Raw genomic sequence first — 15,643 nt, 5'->3', positions numbered from 1 at the left:
CCCCTCACACTCGTCCCTTGCGGAGGTATTGGGGAATGCTTCGCACCATCAGGTTAGGCAGTTGCGTGTCGGTTCAGGGCACGCTGATCAGGACGCTGGAGAACGGCAAGCTCCTGGTCCGGGTCGGTGAACGGCTCTTCGAAGGGTTCCCGGTGGACCGGGAAATGGCCTGACGGCGCACAGCGCCGGATTCAGTCCAGCCAGCCCGCGAGGTTCTCCTCGACCAGTTCGGCCAGCACGGCGACATGCGCATCGTCGTCGTTCAGGCAGGGGATATAGGTGAATTTCTCGCCGCCCGCTTCCTCGAAGCTCTCGCGTATCTCCTCGTTGATCTCCTCCAGCGTCTCGATGCAATCCGAGGAGAAGGCCGGCGCGATCACCGCGATACGCTTCTTGCCGCGTTGCGCCAGGCGGGCCACTTCCTCCACCGTGTAGGGTTGCAGCCATTCCTCCGGCCCGAAGCGCGACTGGAAGGTCGTCAGCAGCTCGTCCTCGCGAAAGCCCAGCCGGTCGCGCAGCAATCGCGAGGTCTTCTGGCACTGGCAGTGATAGGGATCGCCCTCCATCAGGTAGCGTTTCGGAACCCCGTGATAGGAAGCCACCAGCACATCGGGACGGGTGTCGAGGTCGGCATAGGCGCGCTCCACCGATTGCGCCAGCGCGTCGATATAGGACGGCCGCGCGAAATAGGGTGGCACGGTGCGCGCGGCGGGCTGCCATCTGGCCTTCATCAGTGCGCGGAAGAACTGATCGTTCGCCGTGGCCGTCGTGGCGCCCGCATATTGCGGGTAGAGCGGGAAGAAGAGGATACGCTCGCAGCCCCGCTCGATCATCTCGCTGACCTTGGAGTCGGTGGACGGATTGCCGTAGCGCATGCAGAAATCCACCAGCACATCATCGCCATGGCGCCGTGCGAGCAGACGGCGGAGTTTCGCAGTCTGCTGCTTGGTGATTGTCATCAGCGGGCTTTCATCGGCGTCCTCGTTCCAGATCGACCTGTAAGCCGCACCCGAGGAGAAGGGGCGTTTCGTCAGCACGATGAGTTGCAGGATCGGCTGCCATTTCCAGGGCGCGTAGTCGATCACCCGCCTGTCAGACAGGAACTCGCCCAGATACCGGCGCATCGACCAGTAGTCGGTGGCGTCCGGGGTGCCCAGATTCGCGATCAGGACCCCTGTCTTTCCCATCCGCACCTCCGGGTGGTCGGCGGGGGCGTGAGGCAGCGGCGTCGGGGTAATCTCGTTCATCGGGCATCCTCGGGCGGGCGGAAGGGATCGGTGGGGTCGTAGCCTATGACGGCTTGCGGTCAACCCCGCGCGGCGTCGCGGTCTCGTCGAACTCCACGGTATCGAGCGCATCGGCGAGCCGCGCCGCGGCGGAGCCGGGCCGGAGCGGTTGCGGCTGGCTGGCAGCCGGCGCCCAGCCGGTCAGCCAGACCAGATCGAAGGTGGCGGGCACGCGCCCGTCCGTCATGCCGAAATGCGCGGCATAGAGGCGCGCGGCCTCTACGAAGAGTGCGCGGCGCGCGGGGGCGCGATGGCGGGCGGCCAGCGCGTTGGTCTCGCCCATGTCGCGCAGATCGCGCATCAGTTCCAGCGCGCCCGCATAGCTGGCTGTCAGCGGCTGCGCATCCGCGACCGGAAGCGCGAAACCCGCGCGTTGCAGCAGCCCGCCGAGATCACGGATCTCGCCCATCGGCGCCACACGCGGGCTGAGACCCCCGGTGACGCGGGTCTCGGCCTCGGCCAGCGATACGCGCAACTCGTGCAGGGTCCGCCCGCCGAAGAAAACCCCCAGGAAGAGCCCGTCGGGCACCAGTGCGCGGCGGCATTGCACGAGTTGTCCGACCGGGTCGGCAGACCAGTGCAGTGCCATCGCATGCACCACCAGGTCATGCGCGCCGGGCTCCAGCGCCAGCGCCTCGTCATCGGGTGCGATCCGAGCGCCGGGCAGGGCATCCGCCCAGAGATCGGGAAATCCGGTAACGATGGCGGGGCGCGTAAACCCCCTGTTAACCTCGTTGAGCCTTTCCTGAAGTTCCGAAGCGGCCGCTTCATGCAGGAAGCGCGCGGGATGGCCGCGCCGCGCGGCGCGCGCGCGGAAGCGGTCCAGCGCAGTGCGGTCTGCAAGCTTCGGCGGCGTCTGCATGGTCTACGGCCTTTCCTTGTCCGGTTGGGCGTCAAACTAGGAGTTCCGCATGGTTTTGCAAACCGCGATCCGTCTGCTCTATCCACCACAATGCATCAGTTGCGATGCGCTGGTGGAGACGGAGTTCGGTCTTTGCGGAAGCAGCTGGGCCGAGACGCCTTTCCTGTCGGGGCTGGCTTGCGACATGTGCGGCCTGCCGCTGCCGGGCGAGGCCGCCGCCGGTCCGGAGTTCTGCGATACGTGCCTGACGCATCCGAAACCCTGGGGGCGGGGCCGGGCGGCGCTGCGCTACGAGGGCCGCGCGCGCAAGCTGATCCTGGGCCTCAAGCATGGCGACCGGGTGGATCTGGCGCGCCCCGCCGCGGCATGGCTGGCGCGCGCCGCGGCGCCGCTGATCCGGCCCGAGACGCTGGTCGTGCCGGTGCCGCTGCATTGGCGGCGGTTGCTGGCGCGGCGCTACAACCAGGCGGCGCTGCTGTCGCGCGGGCTGGCCGCGACGCTGGGCCTGCCGCATTGCCCCGACCTGCTGACGCGCCCGCGCGCCACGCCAACGCTGGACGGTCTCGGACGCGCAGAACGGCAGGCCGCACTTGCGGGGCGGATCTCGGCCCACCCGCGCCGGGCGGCGCGTGCGAAGGGCCGCCATCTGCTGGTCGTCGATGACGTGATGACCAGTGGTGCGACGCTCTCCGCCGCGACCGAGGCCGCGCTGGCCGCCGGCGCCGCGGAGGTCGATGTCGTCGCGCTGGCACGAGTTGCGCAGGATACCTAAATCCCTATAGTCCCGCCGACGGACAAGGATTGGGTTGTATGAAACAAGTCGAGCTCTACACCACGCGGTTCTGCGGCTTCTGCATCGCTGCCAAGCGCCTGCTCAAGAAGAAGGGCGCCGCCTTTTCGGAGATCGACGTGGGCAGGGACCCCGCGCGCAGGGCCGAGATGATGCAGCGCGCCAAAGGCGGGCGCACGGTGCCGCAGATTTTCATCGGCGGGGAACATGTCGGCGGCTGCGACGAGCTTTACGCGCTCGACCGGGCCGGCAAGCTCGACCCGATGCTCAAGGGATAGGATGTTACGCGCCGGACTGATCCAGCTCACGTCTTCGGACATACCGCAGGACAACCTGCCGGTGACCGAGTCGCTGATCCGCGAGGCCGCAGCGGGTGGCGCGGCGTTCGTGCTGACCCCGGAGGTTACGAACCTCGTTTCCACCAGCCGGACGCATCAGAAGGCACATCTTTGCATCGAGGCAGAGGATCCGACGCTGGCGCGTCTTTGCCAGGTGGCGGCGGAGTTGGAGATCTGGCTGCTGATCGGGTCGCTCGCGCTCAGGACAGACGATCCCGAAGGCCGGTTCGCGAATCGCAGCCTCCTGATCAATCCGGCGGGCGAGATCGCTGCCTGGTACGACAAGATCCACATGTTCGATGTGCAGATCTCCGACACCGAAAGCTACCGCGAATCGGCGGGATTCCGGCCGGGCGAGCGGATGGTGCTGGCCGAAACGCCCTTCGGCACGATCGGCCTGACGGTCTGCTATGACTTGCGCTTTCCGCAGCTTTATCGAGATCTGGCGAAGGCGGGTGCGGCAATCATCACCGTGCCCGCGGCCTTCTCGCCGGTGACCGGCGCGGCGCATTGGGAAGTGCTGCTGCGCGCCCGCGCGATCGAGACGGGCGCCTTCATCCTGGCCCCGGCCCAGACCGGCACCCACAGCGCCAGCCGGGGCAAGCCGCGCGAGACCTATGGCCACAGCCTGGCCGTGGCGCCCTGGGGCGAGGTGCTGGCCGATGGCGGGACGGCGCCCGGTGTCACCCTGGTCGATCTCGATCCGGGCGAGGTGGCGCAGGCGCGACAACGCGTCCCGTCCCTGACCCATGATCGCGCTTATGATGGTCCGCGATGAACGAGCCTGACGATCCCCTCGCCACCGCGCTTTTCGGTGAGCTCTTCATGGCCGATCAGCTCGCCCGCAGCCGTCTCTCTCGGGCGCTGCCCAAGGGCATGGAACTGAGCCATTTTTCGGTCCTGAACCACCTGGCGCGGGTCAATGCCGAGCGCACCCCGGCGCAGCTTGCGCGCAGTTTCCACCTGACCCGCGGGGCGATGACCAACACGCTCAACAAGCTGGAGGTGGCGGGATATATCCATGTCCGGCCCGACTGGGACGATGCGCGACGCAAACAGGTTGCGATCAGCCCTGCGGGGCTGCGCGCGCGCGATGCGGCGATCTCGGAGATCGGGCCGATCCTGCAGGATGTCGTCTCGACCATCGGGGCGGAGAAGGTGCGGCTGGCGCTGCGCGTGCTGCGCGACTTGCGCACCCGGCTGGAACAGGAAAGCTAGACGGCGGCGCCCTTCACGCTCGCGGTCACGTAGTTCACGCTCAGGTCGCGGGACGACAGCGACCACGCCCACGTCACCGGGTTGAAAACGAACCCCTTGCGATCGACCGGCCTGAGCCCGGCGCGGGAGATCAGCTCGTATAACTCCTCGGGCGTGATGAACTTGTTCCATTCATGGGTGCCCCTGGGCAGCCAGCGCATCACGTATTCCGCGCCCAGGATCGCGGTGGCGAAGCTCTTGGCGTTGCGGTTGATGGTCGAGCAGAGCATCAGCCCGCCGGGGTCGAGTAGCTGCTGGCAGGCGGTCAGGTAGGCCAGCGGATCGGCGACATGCTCCACCACCTCCATGTTGAGTACCACGTCGAAACGCGCGCCCTCGGCGGCCAGCGCCTCGGCCGAAGTGTGGCGATAGTCGATCTCAAGCCCCGACTGGCGGGCGTGGATCTTGGCCACGGGGATGTTGCCCTCGGCCGCGTCGGCGCCGGTCACATCCGCGCCAAGCCGCGCCATCGGCTCGGACAGAAGCCCGCCGCCGCAGCCAATATCGAGAAGCCGAAGTCCGGCGAACGGCGCCGCCGTCTTCAGGTCGCGGTCGAATTCCGCCGCGATCTGGCTTGTGATATAGTCCAGCCGGCAGGGGTTGAGCATGTGCAGCGGCTTGAACTTTCCGGACGGGTCCCACCACTCGGCCGCCATGGCTTCGAATTTCGCGATCTCGGCGGGGTCGATCGTGGTGGCGGATTGCATGGACATCCTTCCCTCGAGTTGCAAGACTGTCGCGCGGCAGACGCTGTACCGGGTTATATAGGTCGTCCATGGAAATGTCCGTGAACAAAATGCGCGCAGCCCAGAGGCTTTATCCCCATGTGGAGCCCTTCGACCAGCGCGTTCTGGACACCGGCGACGGCCACCGCCTCTACGTCGAGCAATGCGGCAATCCCGAGGGCATCCCGGTCGTCGTCCTGCATGGCGGTCCCGGCGGCGGGTGCAGCCCGGCGATGCGCCGCTTTTTCGACCCGCAGAGCTATCGCGTGGTGCTCTTCGATCAGCGCGGCTGCGGCCGTTCGCGGCCCCATGCCAGCGTCGAGAACAACACCACCTGGCACCTGGTCCGCGACATCGAGATGATCCGCGAGGCACTGGGCGTGGAGCGTTGGGCGGTGTTCGGCGGCTCCTGGGGTGCGACGCTGTCTCTGCTCTATGCCCAGGCCCATCCCGACCGCGCCAGCGCTCTGATCCTGCGCGGCGTCTTCCTGATGACCCGCGCGGAACTGGACTGGTTCTACCGCGGCGGCGCGGCGCTTTTCTGGCCCGAAATCTGGGACCGGTTCCTGGAGCCGATCCCGGCGGCGGAACGCGCCGACCCGATCGCGGCCTATCACCGGCGGCTCTTCGGGACCGACCGGGTGGAACAGACGCGCTGCGCGCGGCGCTGGGTGATGTGGGAGAACGCGCTCGCCGCGCTGGAACAGGCCCCCGGCGCGATGGAGGCGCCCGCCGATTACGCGCGCGCCTTCGCACGGCTGGAGAATCACTATTTCCAGCATGGCGGGTTTCTGGAACGCGACGACCAGATCCTCGCCAACATGGACCGTATCGCCCATGTGCCCGGCGTGATCGTGCAGGGCCGCTACGACATGATCTGCCCGCCCGCCGCGGCCCGCCGCCTGGCTGCCGCCTGGCCCGGCGCGCAGCTCAGCATGATCCCGCTCGCCGGCCACGCCCTGTCGGAGCCGGGGATCAGCGCCGAGCTTGTCCGGGTCATGGACGATCTGCGCAGCCGGCTCTGATCTGATCTCGATCAATTTTCCCGCCGCGGAAACCTGTATTCTGTGTCCACCTTTTGAGGACCCGGAGGGAGCGCCGATGCGCCTGACCACCAGAACCAACCTGGCGATGCGCACGCTGATGTATTGCGCCGTCAATGCCACGCGCACCGTGCGCAAGTCGGAGATCGCCGCGCGCTGCAACTCGTCGGAGAACCATCTGGCGCAGGTCGTCAGCTTGATGGCCCAGAAAGGGTTTCTGGACACCGTGCGCGGGCGCGGTGGCGGAATCCGGCTGGCGCGGCCGGCGGCGCGGATCGCGGTGGGCGACGTGGTGCGCAGCTTCGAGGCCGACGTGCCTTTCGCCGAATGTTTCGATCCGAAATGCAACACCTGCCCGATCACGCCGCATTGCCGGTTGCGCGGCGCGATGGGCGGTGCGCTGGCGGCCTTTTACGGCTATCTCGACGATGTCAGCCTGGCCGATCTGGTCGACGGCAACAGCGGGCTGGCCGGTCTGATGGCCGAAGGCGCGGACCTGGCTGCCTTGCCCGCGTGACGGAGTGCTGCGCGGGATTGCAAAACGCGGCCCCGCGCCCTAGCTGGACGTCATGCGCGTCCAGACCAAGATCGCCACTTGCTGCTATTGCGGCCAGCGCACCGTTCTGGAGCTGGGTCGCGAGCGCCATCAGTTGCAATGCGCGGGCTGCGGCGCGCCGATCACCCGGATGAAACCGCTGAAGGTTGACTCGGGCCGTGGCGTGCACCCGGTCAAGCGCGGCCGCGCGGAGCGGCGCTATGTGCCCAATGGCTACCCGCGCGAGATGCCGCCACGACCCCGCAAGCGGCGCGGGCTGCTTTACTACCTCCGCGAAGCCTTCGACGAGATCGAGGATATCTTCGACTGACCTGGCCGCACGGAGCAGGGAGTCGTCCGTCGTCCCCGCGCGCCGGGAACCGCGCGGCTCGTCGCCGGATTGTCTAACGACGGCAAGGGCAATCCTCACCGCCCCGGTTCAGGTTTTCGGGACGTGGCTCTAGCGCAGTTCCAGCACCACTTCCGCTCCGCCCCAGCCATGTACACTGTCATGGGCGCGGATCGTCACACGGTCCACGCCGTCGGGGATCCGCACGCCCGAAAGCGACCGGGTGAAGGGCTGTTCGTTCACGTGCGGGTGCATCAGCTTGCGGTGCCCCAACTCGGTGCCGTCGGGGGCATGGACGCTCCAGCCGTCGGCATAGTGGTCCCAGCCCGTATCGGCGTGGCGCACGGTCACGTCGAAGCGCCAGCCGGCGGCGCCCTGGCTGGCTTCGGCGGCCACGACATCGGCCTGCCCGGCAAATCCGGGCGTCGCAGCGAGGGTGATCAGCAGAGCAAGGCAAGTCGGGCGCATGGCATCCTCCGGAGACGGGGGCGAATCCCGGCCAGTCTAACCCGGATGCCGCAATGCCGCATTTCACATTCGCGACGGGATGATATAGACACCGCCCGACTGACACACCCGATCAGGAGAGCAACATGGGTTATCGAGTCGCTGTCGTCGGCGCCACGGGCAATGTGGGCCGCGAAATGCTGAACATCCTGGCCGAGCGCCAGTTCCCGGTGGACGAGATCGCGGCGCTGGCGTCGCGGCGGTCGCTGGGCACCGAGGTCAGCTTCGGCGATGCCACGCTCAAGACCCAGGATCTCGACAATTTCGATTTCACGGGCTGGGATATCGCGCTCTTCGCCATCGGCTCGGACGCGACCAAGACCTACGCGCCCAAGGCGGCCAGGGCCGGGTGCGTCGTGATCGACAACTCGTCGCTCTACCGCTACGACCCGGACGTGCCGCTGGTGGTGCCGGAGGTGAACCCGCAGGCAGTCGAGGGTTATGCCAAGAAGAACATCATCGCCAATCCCAATTGCTCCACCGCGCAGATGGTGGTGGCGCTGAAGCCGCTGCACGACCGGGCGACGATCAAGCGCGTCGTGGTCTCGACCTACCAGTCGGTATCCGGCTCCGGCAAGGAAGGGATCGACGAGCTTTGGGACCAGACCAAGGGCATGTACGTGCCCGGTCAGGAAGTGGCGCCCAGCGTCTATCCCAAGCAGATCGCCTTCAACGTCATCCCGCATATCGACGTCTTCCTGGAAGACGGGCAGACCAAGGAGGAATGGAAAATGGTCGCGGAGACCAAGAAGATCGTGGACCCCGCGATCAAGGTCACGGCGACCTGCGTGCGCGTGCCGGTCTTCGTCGGCCATTCCGAGGCGGTGAATATCGAGTTCGAGGATCACCTGGACGAGGAGGAGGCCCGCGACATCCTGCGCGAAGCTCCCGGTATCCTGGTTGTCGACAAGCGCGAGGATGGCGGCTACGTCACGCCGGTGGAATGCGTGGGCGACTATGCCACCTTCATCAGCCGCATCCGCCAGGACCCCACGATCGACAACGGCATCAACCTGTGGTGCGTCTCCGACAACCTGCGCAAGGGCGCGGCGCTCAACGCCGTGCAGATCGCCGAGACGCTGGTCAACCGCGTGCTGTCCAAGCGATGAGCAAACCGGCGGGTATCCGGTGCAGCCGGGTGCCCGCTCACGCCGCGTGGCGGCGATGTGAACAATTGTTCCCCGATTTCGCCTGAATTTTGGCCCACCTTTCCCCACATGATATCCAGCGAAACCGTTGGAGGGCAGGCGCATGAAACATGTGCCCATGACAGAAACCGATCTTGCAACCGCGATCCCGACGCTCTGGCGCGAAGACGGCCGAAGCGGCGATCTTGATTGCGAAACCGCCGCGCTGCTGCGGGCCCATGTGCTGCGCGAGTTCGCGCTGGCCGATAGCTGGACGTCGCTCGCCGACAGCCTGGCGGCCAAGGGGCTCCGGCTGGGCTTCCGCGCGGGGCACATGGTGCTGATTCACCGGGGCAGCGAAGCGGTGCTTTGCACGGGGCGATTCCTGGGCGTCCCGCTGACCGAACTTGCGGCCCGGCTGGGCCGTCCGGTCCTGCGGATCGTGGACGATGCCGCCGCGGAGTTGCGGCTGCACTGCTACCGCACACGCAGAGCGCGAACAGGTTCACGAAGTGAAAACAACTGAAATGAATTGTTGCCAGTTAAGATATTAAAATCATGCTATAGTTTTCTCACTGGGGTTTGGTAGCGAGAGTGAGTTATGGGTAGAAAAGTGGTGGAGCATGGCGGCGCCGGCGGCGCGGCCGATGCGGATATCAGTATTCGTTGGCGGAACGGGGACACCGGAAACCGACTGGATTGCGAAACCGCGGTGTTGCTTCGGGCCCATCTGCGGCCGATCCTGGCCGGGGCGGAAAGCTGGGCGGATCTTCTGGACGGTCTTCATCGCAGGGGCTTCGGTCTCGCGTTTCGCGAGGGGCGGCTGTTCCTGACCGACCACGACAGCAGCCAGAGCATCTGCACCATGCGGTTCCTGGGAATGCCGCTTGCCGATCTGGCCGCGCGGCTCGGCCGGCTTTCGATGCAGGCGGTGCCCGGCGGCGGAACCGAGGCGGTCCTGCTGCACTGACCGGGCCGTCGGCCCGAGGATCGGGTCAGATTTCCTGGAACGCCTTGCTGGCGGCATCGTAGACGTGCAGCCGGCCTTCCCCGATCTCGTGCCAGACGCCGTGCAGGGTCAGAACGCCGTCATCCACCGCTTCGCGCACGAAGGGAAAGCCAAGCAGGTTCTCCAGCGAGATGACGATGCCGCGCTGCTCAAGCGCCCGCCGCTTGACCGCAATGTCGCCGAGATCGGCCACCGCCTCGTAGCCGGGCCGCAGAATGTCCATCCAGCGGCCGACGAAACTGGTCTTCTCCTCCAGTTCCGGCGCGCGGCCCTCGCACATGTCGAGGCACCCTTGCACGCCGCCGCAGCCCGAATGGCCGATCACCACCACATGCGCGACCTTCAGCGACGTGACCGCGAATTCCACCGCGGCCGAGGTGCCGTGATGGTCGCCGTCTGGCTCGAAGGGCGGCACCAGATTGGCGATGTTGCGGTGGATGAAGAACTCGCCCGTATCCGCCCCGAAGATCGAGGTCACGTGCACCCGGCTGTCGCAGCACGAGATGATCATGGCGCGCGGCCGCTGGCCTTCGTCCGAAAGGCGTTTGTACCAGCTCCGGTTCCCGGCGTAATCCGTGGCCTGCCAGCCGTGGAAGCGCTTGACGAGATAGGACGGCAGCGGTCTGGCGAATTCCATGTGACGAACCCCTCATTCCGGTTTCAGACTATGTAAGGCGGTCATGTCCCGATTTCGAGAGGTTTTTCGCCGGCGCCGCCGCGCCGCGCCGACGGCTCTTGCAGGCCGCCCCCCAATCGCTAGGTTGAGGCAGGTTTCACGGGGGGGGAGAGCAGCCATATGACACCGCGTTTCACCGAGGCCGGGCCGGGGGACGTGCCGCTGAGCGTGCTGGAGCCCGCGACGCTGGACGAGTGGGTGGCCGGACAGCCCGCCAGGATCGCCGCCTGGGTGCGGGCGACGGGTTTCGCCGCCGGTGCGGGTGAGACCTGCCTCTGCCCCGACACCGATGGCGGGATCGCGGCCGTGCTCTGCGGGCTTGGGGATGCTGGAGCCCGGGCGCGGGCGCGATTTACCGTGGCGCGGGCGGCGGCGGTGCTGCCGTCGGGCAGCTACATGCTGACCGAGGGGCTCGACCCGCGCGACCGGGACGAGGCAGCGCTGGGCTGGCTTCTGGCAGGCTACCGTTTCGACCGCTACAATGCCGCGCCACCCGCAGCGGCACATCTGGTCGCCCCGGAAGGCGTGGACGCCGCGCGGCTGGAGGCGATCGCGGCGGGAGAATTCCTGACCCGCGACCTGATCAATACGCCGGCTTCCGACTTGGGGCCGGACGCGCTGGAGGCCGCGTTCCGCGCGCTGGGCGCGGCGCATGGGGCCGAGGTGGCGGTGATCTCGGGAGACGATCTGCTGGCCGCGAACTTCCCGATGATCCACGCGGTCGGGCGGGCCTCCGACCAGGCGCCGCGGTTGCTGGACCTGCGCTGGGGCCGCGACGGCGACCCGACGCTGACGCTGGTGGGCAAGGGCGTCTGTTTCGACACCGGCGGGCTCAACATCAAGCCCGCCGCCTCGATGGGGCTGATGAAGAAGGACATGGGCGGCGCGGCGACGGTCATGGGCCTGGCCCAGACGATCATGGAGCTGGGCCTCCGCCTGCGGCTGCGCGTGCTGGTGCCCGCGGTGGAGAACTCGATTTCCGCCGGCGCCTTCCGGCCGCAGGACATCCTGACGTCCCGCAAGGGGCTGACGGTGGAGATCAACAACACCGACGCCGAGGGCCGCCTGGTGCTGGCCGACGCGCTGGCGCTGGCCGACGAGGAAGCGCCGGACTGCCTGATCTGCATGGCGACGCTGACCGGTGCCGCGCGGGTGGCGCTGGGCCCGGACCTGCCACCCTTCTACACCGATGACGACACGCTGGCGGACGCGCTCGCGCGTGCTGCCGACCGGGTGCGCGACCCGCTCTGGCGGATGCCGCTCTTCGCCCCCTACGAGACGATGATCGAGCCCGGCATCGCCGATCTCGACAACGCGCCGAAGGGCGGGTTCGCCGGGTCGATCACCGCCGCGCTCTTCCTGCGGCGTTTCGTGGAACGCACATCGCGTTTCGTGCATTTCGACATTTACGGATGGCGGCCCGAAGCCGCGCCGGGCCGGCCCAAGGGCGGCACGGGACAGGGCGCGCGCGCCATACTCGACGCATTGCCGGAGATCCTGAAGTCATGACCCGCGACAAGCGCACCACCCTGGCCAACGGGCGCGTGGCCGACGCCGCGCTGAAGGGCGAGGTCGAGGCCTCGCGCTATGTCGAGCCGTCGCACCACCAGTGCCGCCAGCCGATCGCCGACATCCTGGACCAGCCCGGCGGCACGAGGATCAGCCAGCTTCTCTACGGCGACGATTTTTCGGTCATCGAGCTGCGCAACGGCCATGCCTTCGGCCAATGCGGACGCGACGCCTATGTCGGCTATGTCGAGGAAACGGCGCTGGGCAAAGCCGTCACGGCGACGCATTGGGTCGTCGCGCCCGCCACGCATCTCTACCCGTCGCCGGATGTGAAGGCGCGGGCGCCGGTCTCGATCTTCTTCGGATCGGCGGTGCGGGTGTTGGCCCGCAAGGACGCGTTCGCCAAGATTCACACCGGGCATTACGTCCCGACCGTGCACCTGGCCCCAGTGAAGTCGCGCTTCGACGATCCTGCGGGCGTGGCGGAGCTTTTCCTTGGCACGCCCTATCTCTGGGGCGGCGGCGGGCGCTGGGGCATGGATTGTTCGGGCCTGATCCAGCGGGCAATGGAAGCCTGCGGCATCGACTGCCCGCGCGACACCGACATGCAGGAGGCCGCGCTGGGCCGCGCACTGGACAAGGGCGAGCCGCTCAAGCGTGGCGACCTGCTGTTCTGGAACGGCCATGTCGGGATCATGACCAGCCCGCGCACCCTGCTGCACGCCAACGCACATCACATGGCCGTGGCCCTGGAGCCGGTAATCGAGGCGATGCGGAGGATCGAGGCGACCGAGACCGGCAAGGTCACCAGCCGGCGGCGCATCTGAGCCGGTCAGCCGTTTTCCACGGCCCGGATCAACTTGCGTTCCAGCACCCGCAGCACGGTTTTCAGGTCGTGGCCGCGCTTCAGGATGCGCCCGTCCATGCCGATCACGGAATACTGACCCTGCCGCTCGCGCAGTTTCGGGCGTTTCTCGATTCGGTAGAGCGGATGTTCCGCGCTGCGCCGGAAGACCGAGAACGTGGCCGCCTCGCGCATGAAGCCCATCGCATAGTCGCGCCATTCGCCCGCGGCGACCATGCGGCCATAGAGCGAAAGGATGGTTCCCAGCTCCCAACGGTTGAAAATGACCTGCTGCTGCGGGCCGTGCTGCCTGAAACCACCTGCCGGATCATGCACTGTCATACCCACAGAGTTGCCCGCGCGGCGATCTAAATCAAGCGCCGCCTTGGAATCGCCCGAAAATCATCGCGGATTGACCGCGTGCGCTCCAAATCCGTGCCCGCATTTCCGGCGATACATGTCCCTGTAGCGAGAAACGCTCACCCCGGTGCCGCGGTTTTACAGCCCCCACCCAGCCCACGGTACCGGGGCACTTAACGGAACGAGATGCCCCCGCCCCACCAGCGGGGGCTTTTGTTCGATATGGGAAACAGATTGTTTCAATTCCTGAGTCAAACTTCCCAAAGATGCCGTAATTGCTGCACATCGCGGCCAGACTGCGCATCGACAAATAGCGGGTAGCTGCTAAAGCTTCCCCCGGCGCCGCGTGTAACAGCCCCCACCCAGTGCGTGGCGCCGGGGACCTTCCCCCACAATTCGCCTCTTTTCCGGTTGGAAAGCCCCCGGCACCCGCCTAGGCTGCGGCGGCCGCGACTTGCTGGAGGTTTTAATGCGCGATTTCCATCTTCCGGGGCGATCCCCCGCCCTCGCCGCCAACGGCATGTGCGCCACGTCACACCCGCTGGCCGCCAAGGTTGCGGTGCAGATGCTCGAATCCGGGGGAAATGCCGTGGACGCGGCAATCTCGGCCGCGATTCTGCTGGGGATCTGCGAGCCGCAGATGACGGGCATCGGCGGCGACTGCTTCGTGCTCCTGACCCCGCCGGGGGAAGACCGGGTTGTGGCACTCAACGGCTCGGGCCGGGCGCCGGCGGCGCTCTCGGCCGCCGGGATGCGGGAACGGGGCCTGACCGCAGTACCCGAACGCAGCCCGGAGGCGGTGACGATCCCCGGCGCGGTCGACGCGTTCTGCCGGCTCTCGAAGGACTGGGGACGCATCGGGCTGAAGGCCAGTCTCGCCCCCGCGATCCACTATGCCGAGGCCGGGGTGCCCGTCGCGCCGCGCGTGGCGTTCGACTGGGCGATCGCGGCCGACACTCTTCAGGGCGCGGCGCGCGACAGCTATCTGCTGGGCGGCAAGGCGCCGCGCGTTGGCCAGGTCTTCCGGGCGCCGGGCCAGGCCGAGGTGCTGCGGCGCGTGGCGATGGACGGGCGCGCGGGCTTCTACGAAGGCGAAGTGGCCGAGGACATGGTCGCCAGCCTCAATGCGCTGGGCGGTGTCCATACGCTCGACGATTTCGCCGCCACCGCCTGCGACTATACCGAGCCCGTCTCGGGCCCCTACGGCCCGTTCGAATTGGTGGAGCACCCGCCCAACGGCCAGGGTGCAGTGGCGATCCTGCTGGCCAACATCCTGAGCCGCTTCGACCTGACCGCGATGGATCCGCGCGGGGTGGAGCGCGCGCATCTGGAGGCCGAGGCCGCGAAACTCGCCTATGACGCCCGCAACAGGTTCCTGGCGGATCCCGACCATATGACCCGGCTGGAACACATGCTCGCCCCCGAGACGGCGGAGAAACTGGCCGGGCTCATCGACATGAAGCGCGCCATGGACGCCCCCGCGGCGCTGAGCGAACAGGTCCACAAGGAGACGATCTATCTGACCGTGGTGGACCGCGACCGCATGGCGGTGTCGCTGATCTACTCGATCTTCCACAGCTTCGGCTCCGGCCTGGCCTCCGACAGGTTCGGGATCAATTTCCAGAATCGCGGCACGGGCTTCACGCTGGCAAAAGGCCATCCGAATGAGGCTGCGGGCGGCAAGCGCCCGATGCACACGATCATTCCCGGCATGCTGAAACGCGGTGGCCGGGTGGTGATGCCCTTCGGCGTGATGGGCGGGGCCTATCAGTCCTGCGGCCACGTGCACTTTGCCAGCAACCTCGCCGATTTCGGCATGGAACCGCAGGAAGCGATGGATGCGCCGCGCACGTTCGGCGCGCTGGGCGAGATGCAGGTGGAACGCGGCTATGACGAGGCGGTGCGGCGCGGGCTGGCCGATCTCGGGCACAAGGTGGTGATCCCGGAGAGCCCGATCGGCGGCTCGCAGGCGATCCTGATCGACCACGAGAACGGCGTGCTCCACGGCGCGTCGGACCACCGCAAGGACGGGTGCGCGCTGGGCTACTGACGCGGGGCTGCCCCGCGGCGCCGTCAGTTCAGTTGCACGTCGAGATCGTAGCAGCCGTTTTCGAGCGAGCCGAAAATCGACGGGATGTCGGGATGATCGACCGGATCGCCGGTTTCGTCGGGAACGAGGTTCTGTTCCGAGACGTAGGCGACATAGTAGCTTTGATCGTTCTCGGCCAGCAGGTGGTAGAACGGCTGATCGCGCCGCGGGCGGCTCTCTTCGGGGATCGCGTCGTACCATTCGTCCGTGTTCGAGAACTCGGGGTCGATATCGAAGACCACGCCGCGGAACGGATGCTTCCGGTGGCGCACGATCTGTCCGAGCATGTATTTGGCGTGCAATGCTTGCATGGTTAAAATTGCCCCCTTCCTTAATC

21 protein-coding genes are annotated in these 15,643 nt (G+C 67.1%); 14 read left to right on the top strand and 7 right to left on the bottom strand.

Going from position 1 to position 15,643, the window contains the following annotated elements; translation table 11 throughout:
* Window positions 1-35 precede the first annotated feature (35 nt).
* On the top strand, window positions 36-173 hold the full coding sequence (locus DDZ14_RS19855) for a hypothetical protein (RefSeq protein WP_199221290.1): 138 nt from the start codon (window positions 36-38) through the stop codon (window positions 171-173).
* Window positions 174-191: 18 nt separating this feature from the next.
* Here DDZ14_RS19855 and hemH read toward each other — a convergent pair whose 3' ends face one another.
* Window positions 192-1,247 (bottom strand): ferrochelatase, encoded by a 1,056-nt coding sequence (hemH, locus tag DDZ14_RS04890; protein ID WP_109423821.1) that lies wholly within the window; start codon window positions 1,245-1,247, stop codon window positions 192-194.
* Between the two features lie 43 nt (window positions 1,248-1,290).
* Window positions 1,291-2,148 carry an SAM-dependent methyltransferase gene (locus tag DDZ14_RS04885; RefSeq protein WP_109423820.1) on the bottom strand — a complete coding sequence of 286 codons (858 nt, stop codon included), beginning with the start codon at window positions 2,146-2,148 and terminating at the stop codon, window positions 1,291-1,293.
* A gap of 49 nt (window positions 2,149-2,197) precedes the next feature.
* Between DDZ14_RS04885 and DDZ14_RS04880 the strand changes: the two genes are divergently transcribed.
* From DDZ14_RS04880 to DDZ14_RS04865, 4 genes are read left to right on the top strand one after another with little or no spacing between them, the layout of a single operon-like run.
* Entirely contained in the window at window positions 2,198-2,920 is a 723-nt protein-coding gene (locus DDZ14_RS04880; RefSeq protein ID WP_109423819.1) for a double zinc ribbon domain-containing protein, read from the top strand.
* Window positions 2,921-2,958: 38 nt separating this feature from the next.
* Window positions 2,959-3,216, top strand: a complete 258-nt coding sequence (grxC, locus tag DDZ14_RS04875; protein ID WP_109423818.1) for a glutaredoxin 3 — start codon at window positions 2,959-2,961, stop codon at window positions 3,214-3,216.
* A 1-nt stretch (window position 3,217) separates the two neighbouring features.
* Complete coding sequence (locus DDZ14_RS04870; protein WP_109423817.1) at window positions 3,218-4,054, top strand: carbon-nitrogen hydrolase family protein; 837 nt, start codon at window positions 3,218-3,220, stop codon at window positions 4,052-4,054.
* A complete protein-coding gene (locus tag DDZ14_RS04865) occupies window positions 4,051-4,494 on the top strand; it encodes a MarR family winged helix-turn-helix transcriptional regulator (RefSeq protein WP_109423816.1) in 444 nt (147 codons plus the stop codon). Before DDZ14_RS04870 ends, DDZ14_RS04865 begins: the two co-directional genes overlap by 4 nt.
* Here the strand turns inward: DDZ14_RS04865 and ubiG are convergent.
* Window positions 4,491-5,240, bottom strand: coding sequence for a bifunctional 2-polyprenyl-6-hydroxyphenol methylase/3-demethylubiquinol 3-O-methyltransferase UbiG (ubiG, locus tag DDZ14_RS04860; RefSeq protein WP_109423815.1), 750 nt, complete (start codon window positions 5,238-5,240; stop codon window positions 4,491-4,493). The two genes, DDZ14_RS04865 and ubiG, sit on opposite strands and share 4 nt — an antisense overlap.
* 68 nt (window positions 5,241-5,308) lie before the next feature.
* Here ubiG and pip point away from each other — a divergent pair, with 68 nt between their 5' ends.
* The 3 genes from pip to DDZ14_RS04845 all read left to right on the top strand — a co-directional run bounded on the left by pip (window position 5,309) and on the right by DDZ14_RS04845 (window position 7,167).
* Window positions 5,309-6,283: a prolyl aminopeptidase gene (gene pip, locus DDZ14_RS04855; RefSeq protein WP_109423814.1), complete on the top strand. Its 975-nt coding sequence runs from the start codon at window positions 5,309-5,311 to the stop codon at window positions 6,281-6,283.
* Between the two features lie 76 nt (window positions 6,284-6,359).
* Complete coding sequence (locus DDZ14_RS04850; protein ID WP_109423813.1) at window positions 6,360-6,818, top strand: Rrf2 family transcriptional regulator; 459 nt, start codon at window positions 6,360-6,362, stop codon at window positions 6,816-6,818.
* Window positions 6,819-6,870: 52 nt separating this feature from the next.
* A complete protein-coding gene (locus DDZ14_RS04845; RefSeq protein ID WP_109423812.1) occupies window positions 6,871-7,167 on the top strand; it encodes a hypothetical protein in 297 nt (98 codons plus the stop codon).
* 129 nt (window positions 7,168-7,296) lie between these two features.
* On the opposite strand, the gene DDZ14_RS04840 is transcribed toward DDZ14_RS04845, so the two are convergent.
* Window positions 7,297-7,653 carry a hypothetical protein gene (locus DDZ14_RS04840; RefSeq protein WP_109423811.1) on the bottom strand — a complete coding sequence of 119 codons (357 nt, stop codon included), beginning with the start codon at window positions 7,651-7,653 and terminating at the stop codon, window positions 7,297-7,299.
* Window positions 7,654-7,778: 125 nt separating this feature from the next.
* Here DDZ14_RS04840 and DDZ14_RS04835 point away from each other — a divergent pair, with 125 nt between their 5' ends.
* The 3 genes from DDZ14_RS04835 (at window position 7,779) to DDZ14_RS04825 (ending at window position 9,789) form a co-directional block, all read left to right on the top strand.
* On the top strand, window positions 7,779-8,801 hold the full coding sequence (locus DDZ14_RS04835) for an aspartate-semialdehyde dehydrogenase (RefSeq protein WP_109423810.1): 1,023 nt from the start codon (window positions 7,779-7,781) through the stop codon (window positions 8,799-8,801).
* 142 nt (window positions 8,802-8,943) lie between these two features.
* Window positions 8,944-9,345, top strand: a complete 402-nt coding sequence (locus DDZ14_RS04830) for a hypothetical protein (RefSeq protein WP_233252486.1) — start codon at window positions 8,944-8,946, stop codon at window positions 9,343-9,345.
* Between the two features lie 75 nt (window positions 9,346-9,420).
* The gene (locus DDZ14_RS04825) at window positions 9,421-9,789 is read left to right on the top strand and encodes a hypothetical protein (protein WP_109423809.1); all 369 of its coding nucleotides are present in this window, start codon (window positions 9,421-9,423) and stop codon (window positions 9,787-9,789) included.
* Between the two features lie 25 nt (window positions 9,790-9,814).
* Here DDZ14_RS04825 and DDZ14_RS04820 read toward each other — a convergent pair whose 3' ends face one another.
* Window positions 9,815-10,465 (bottom strand): carbonic anhydrase, encoded by a 651-nt coding sequence (locus tag DDZ14_RS04820; RefSeq protein ID WP_109423808.1) that lies wholly within the window; start codon window positions 10,463-10,465, stop codon window positions 9,815-9,817.
* Between the two features lie 159 nt (window positions 10,466-10,624).
* Here DDZ14_RS04820 and DDZ14_RS04815 point away from each other — a divergent pair, with 159 nt between their 5' ends.
* Window positions 10,625-12,013 (top strand): M17 family metallopeptidase, encoded by a 1,389-nt coding sequence (locus DDZ14_RS04815; RefSeq protein ID WP_109423807.1) that lies wholly within the window; start codon window positions 10,625-10,627, stop codon window positions 12,011-12,013.
* Window positions 12,010-12,840, top strand: coding sequence for an NlpC/P60 family protein (locus DDZ14_RS04810; RefSeq protein ID WP_158275462.1), 831 nt, complete (start codon window positions 12,010-12,012; stop codon window positions 12,838-12,840). Before DDZ14_RS04815 ends, DDZ14_RS04810 begins: the two co-directional genes overlap by 4 nt.
* 5 nt (window positions 12,841-12,845) lie before the next feature.
* Here the strand turns inward: DDZ14_RS04810 and DDZ14_RS04805 are convergent, their stop codons facing one another.
* Entirely contained in the window at window positions 12,846-13,199 is a 354-nt protein-coding gene (locus tag DDZ14_RS04805) for a DUF2794 domain-containing protein (protein WP_109423805.1), read from the bottom strand.
* A 487-nt stretch (window positions 13,200-13,686) separates the two neighbouring features.
* On the opposite strand from DDZ14_RS04805, the gene DDZ14_RS04800 reads away from it, so the two are divergent.
* Window positions 13,687-15,267, top strand: coding sequence for a gamma-glutamyltransferase family protein (locus DDZ14_RS04800; RefSeq protein WP_109423804.1), 1,581 nt, complete (start codon window positions 13,687-13,689; stop codon window positions 15,265-15,267).
* Between the two features lie 23 nt (window positions 15,268-15,290).
* On the opposite strand, the gene hspQ is transcribed toward DDZ14_RS04800, so the two are convergent.
* Window positions 15,291-15,617 carry a heat shock protein HspQ gene (gene hspQ / locus DDZ14_RS04795; protein WP_109423803.1) on the bottom strand — a complete coding sequence of 109 codons (327 nt, stop codon included), beginning with the start codon at window positions 15,615-15,617 and terminating at the stop codon, window positions 15,291-15,293.
* Between the last annotated feature and the right edge of the window lie 26 nt (window positions 15,618-15,643).

The organism is Maritimibacter sp. 55A14, from assembly GCF_003122205.1.
Lineage (GTDB): Bacteria > Pseudomonadota > Alphaproteobacteria > Rhodobacterales > Rhodobacteraceae > QEYE01.
This window is presented reverse-complemented; position numbering and strand designations above follow the sequence as displayed.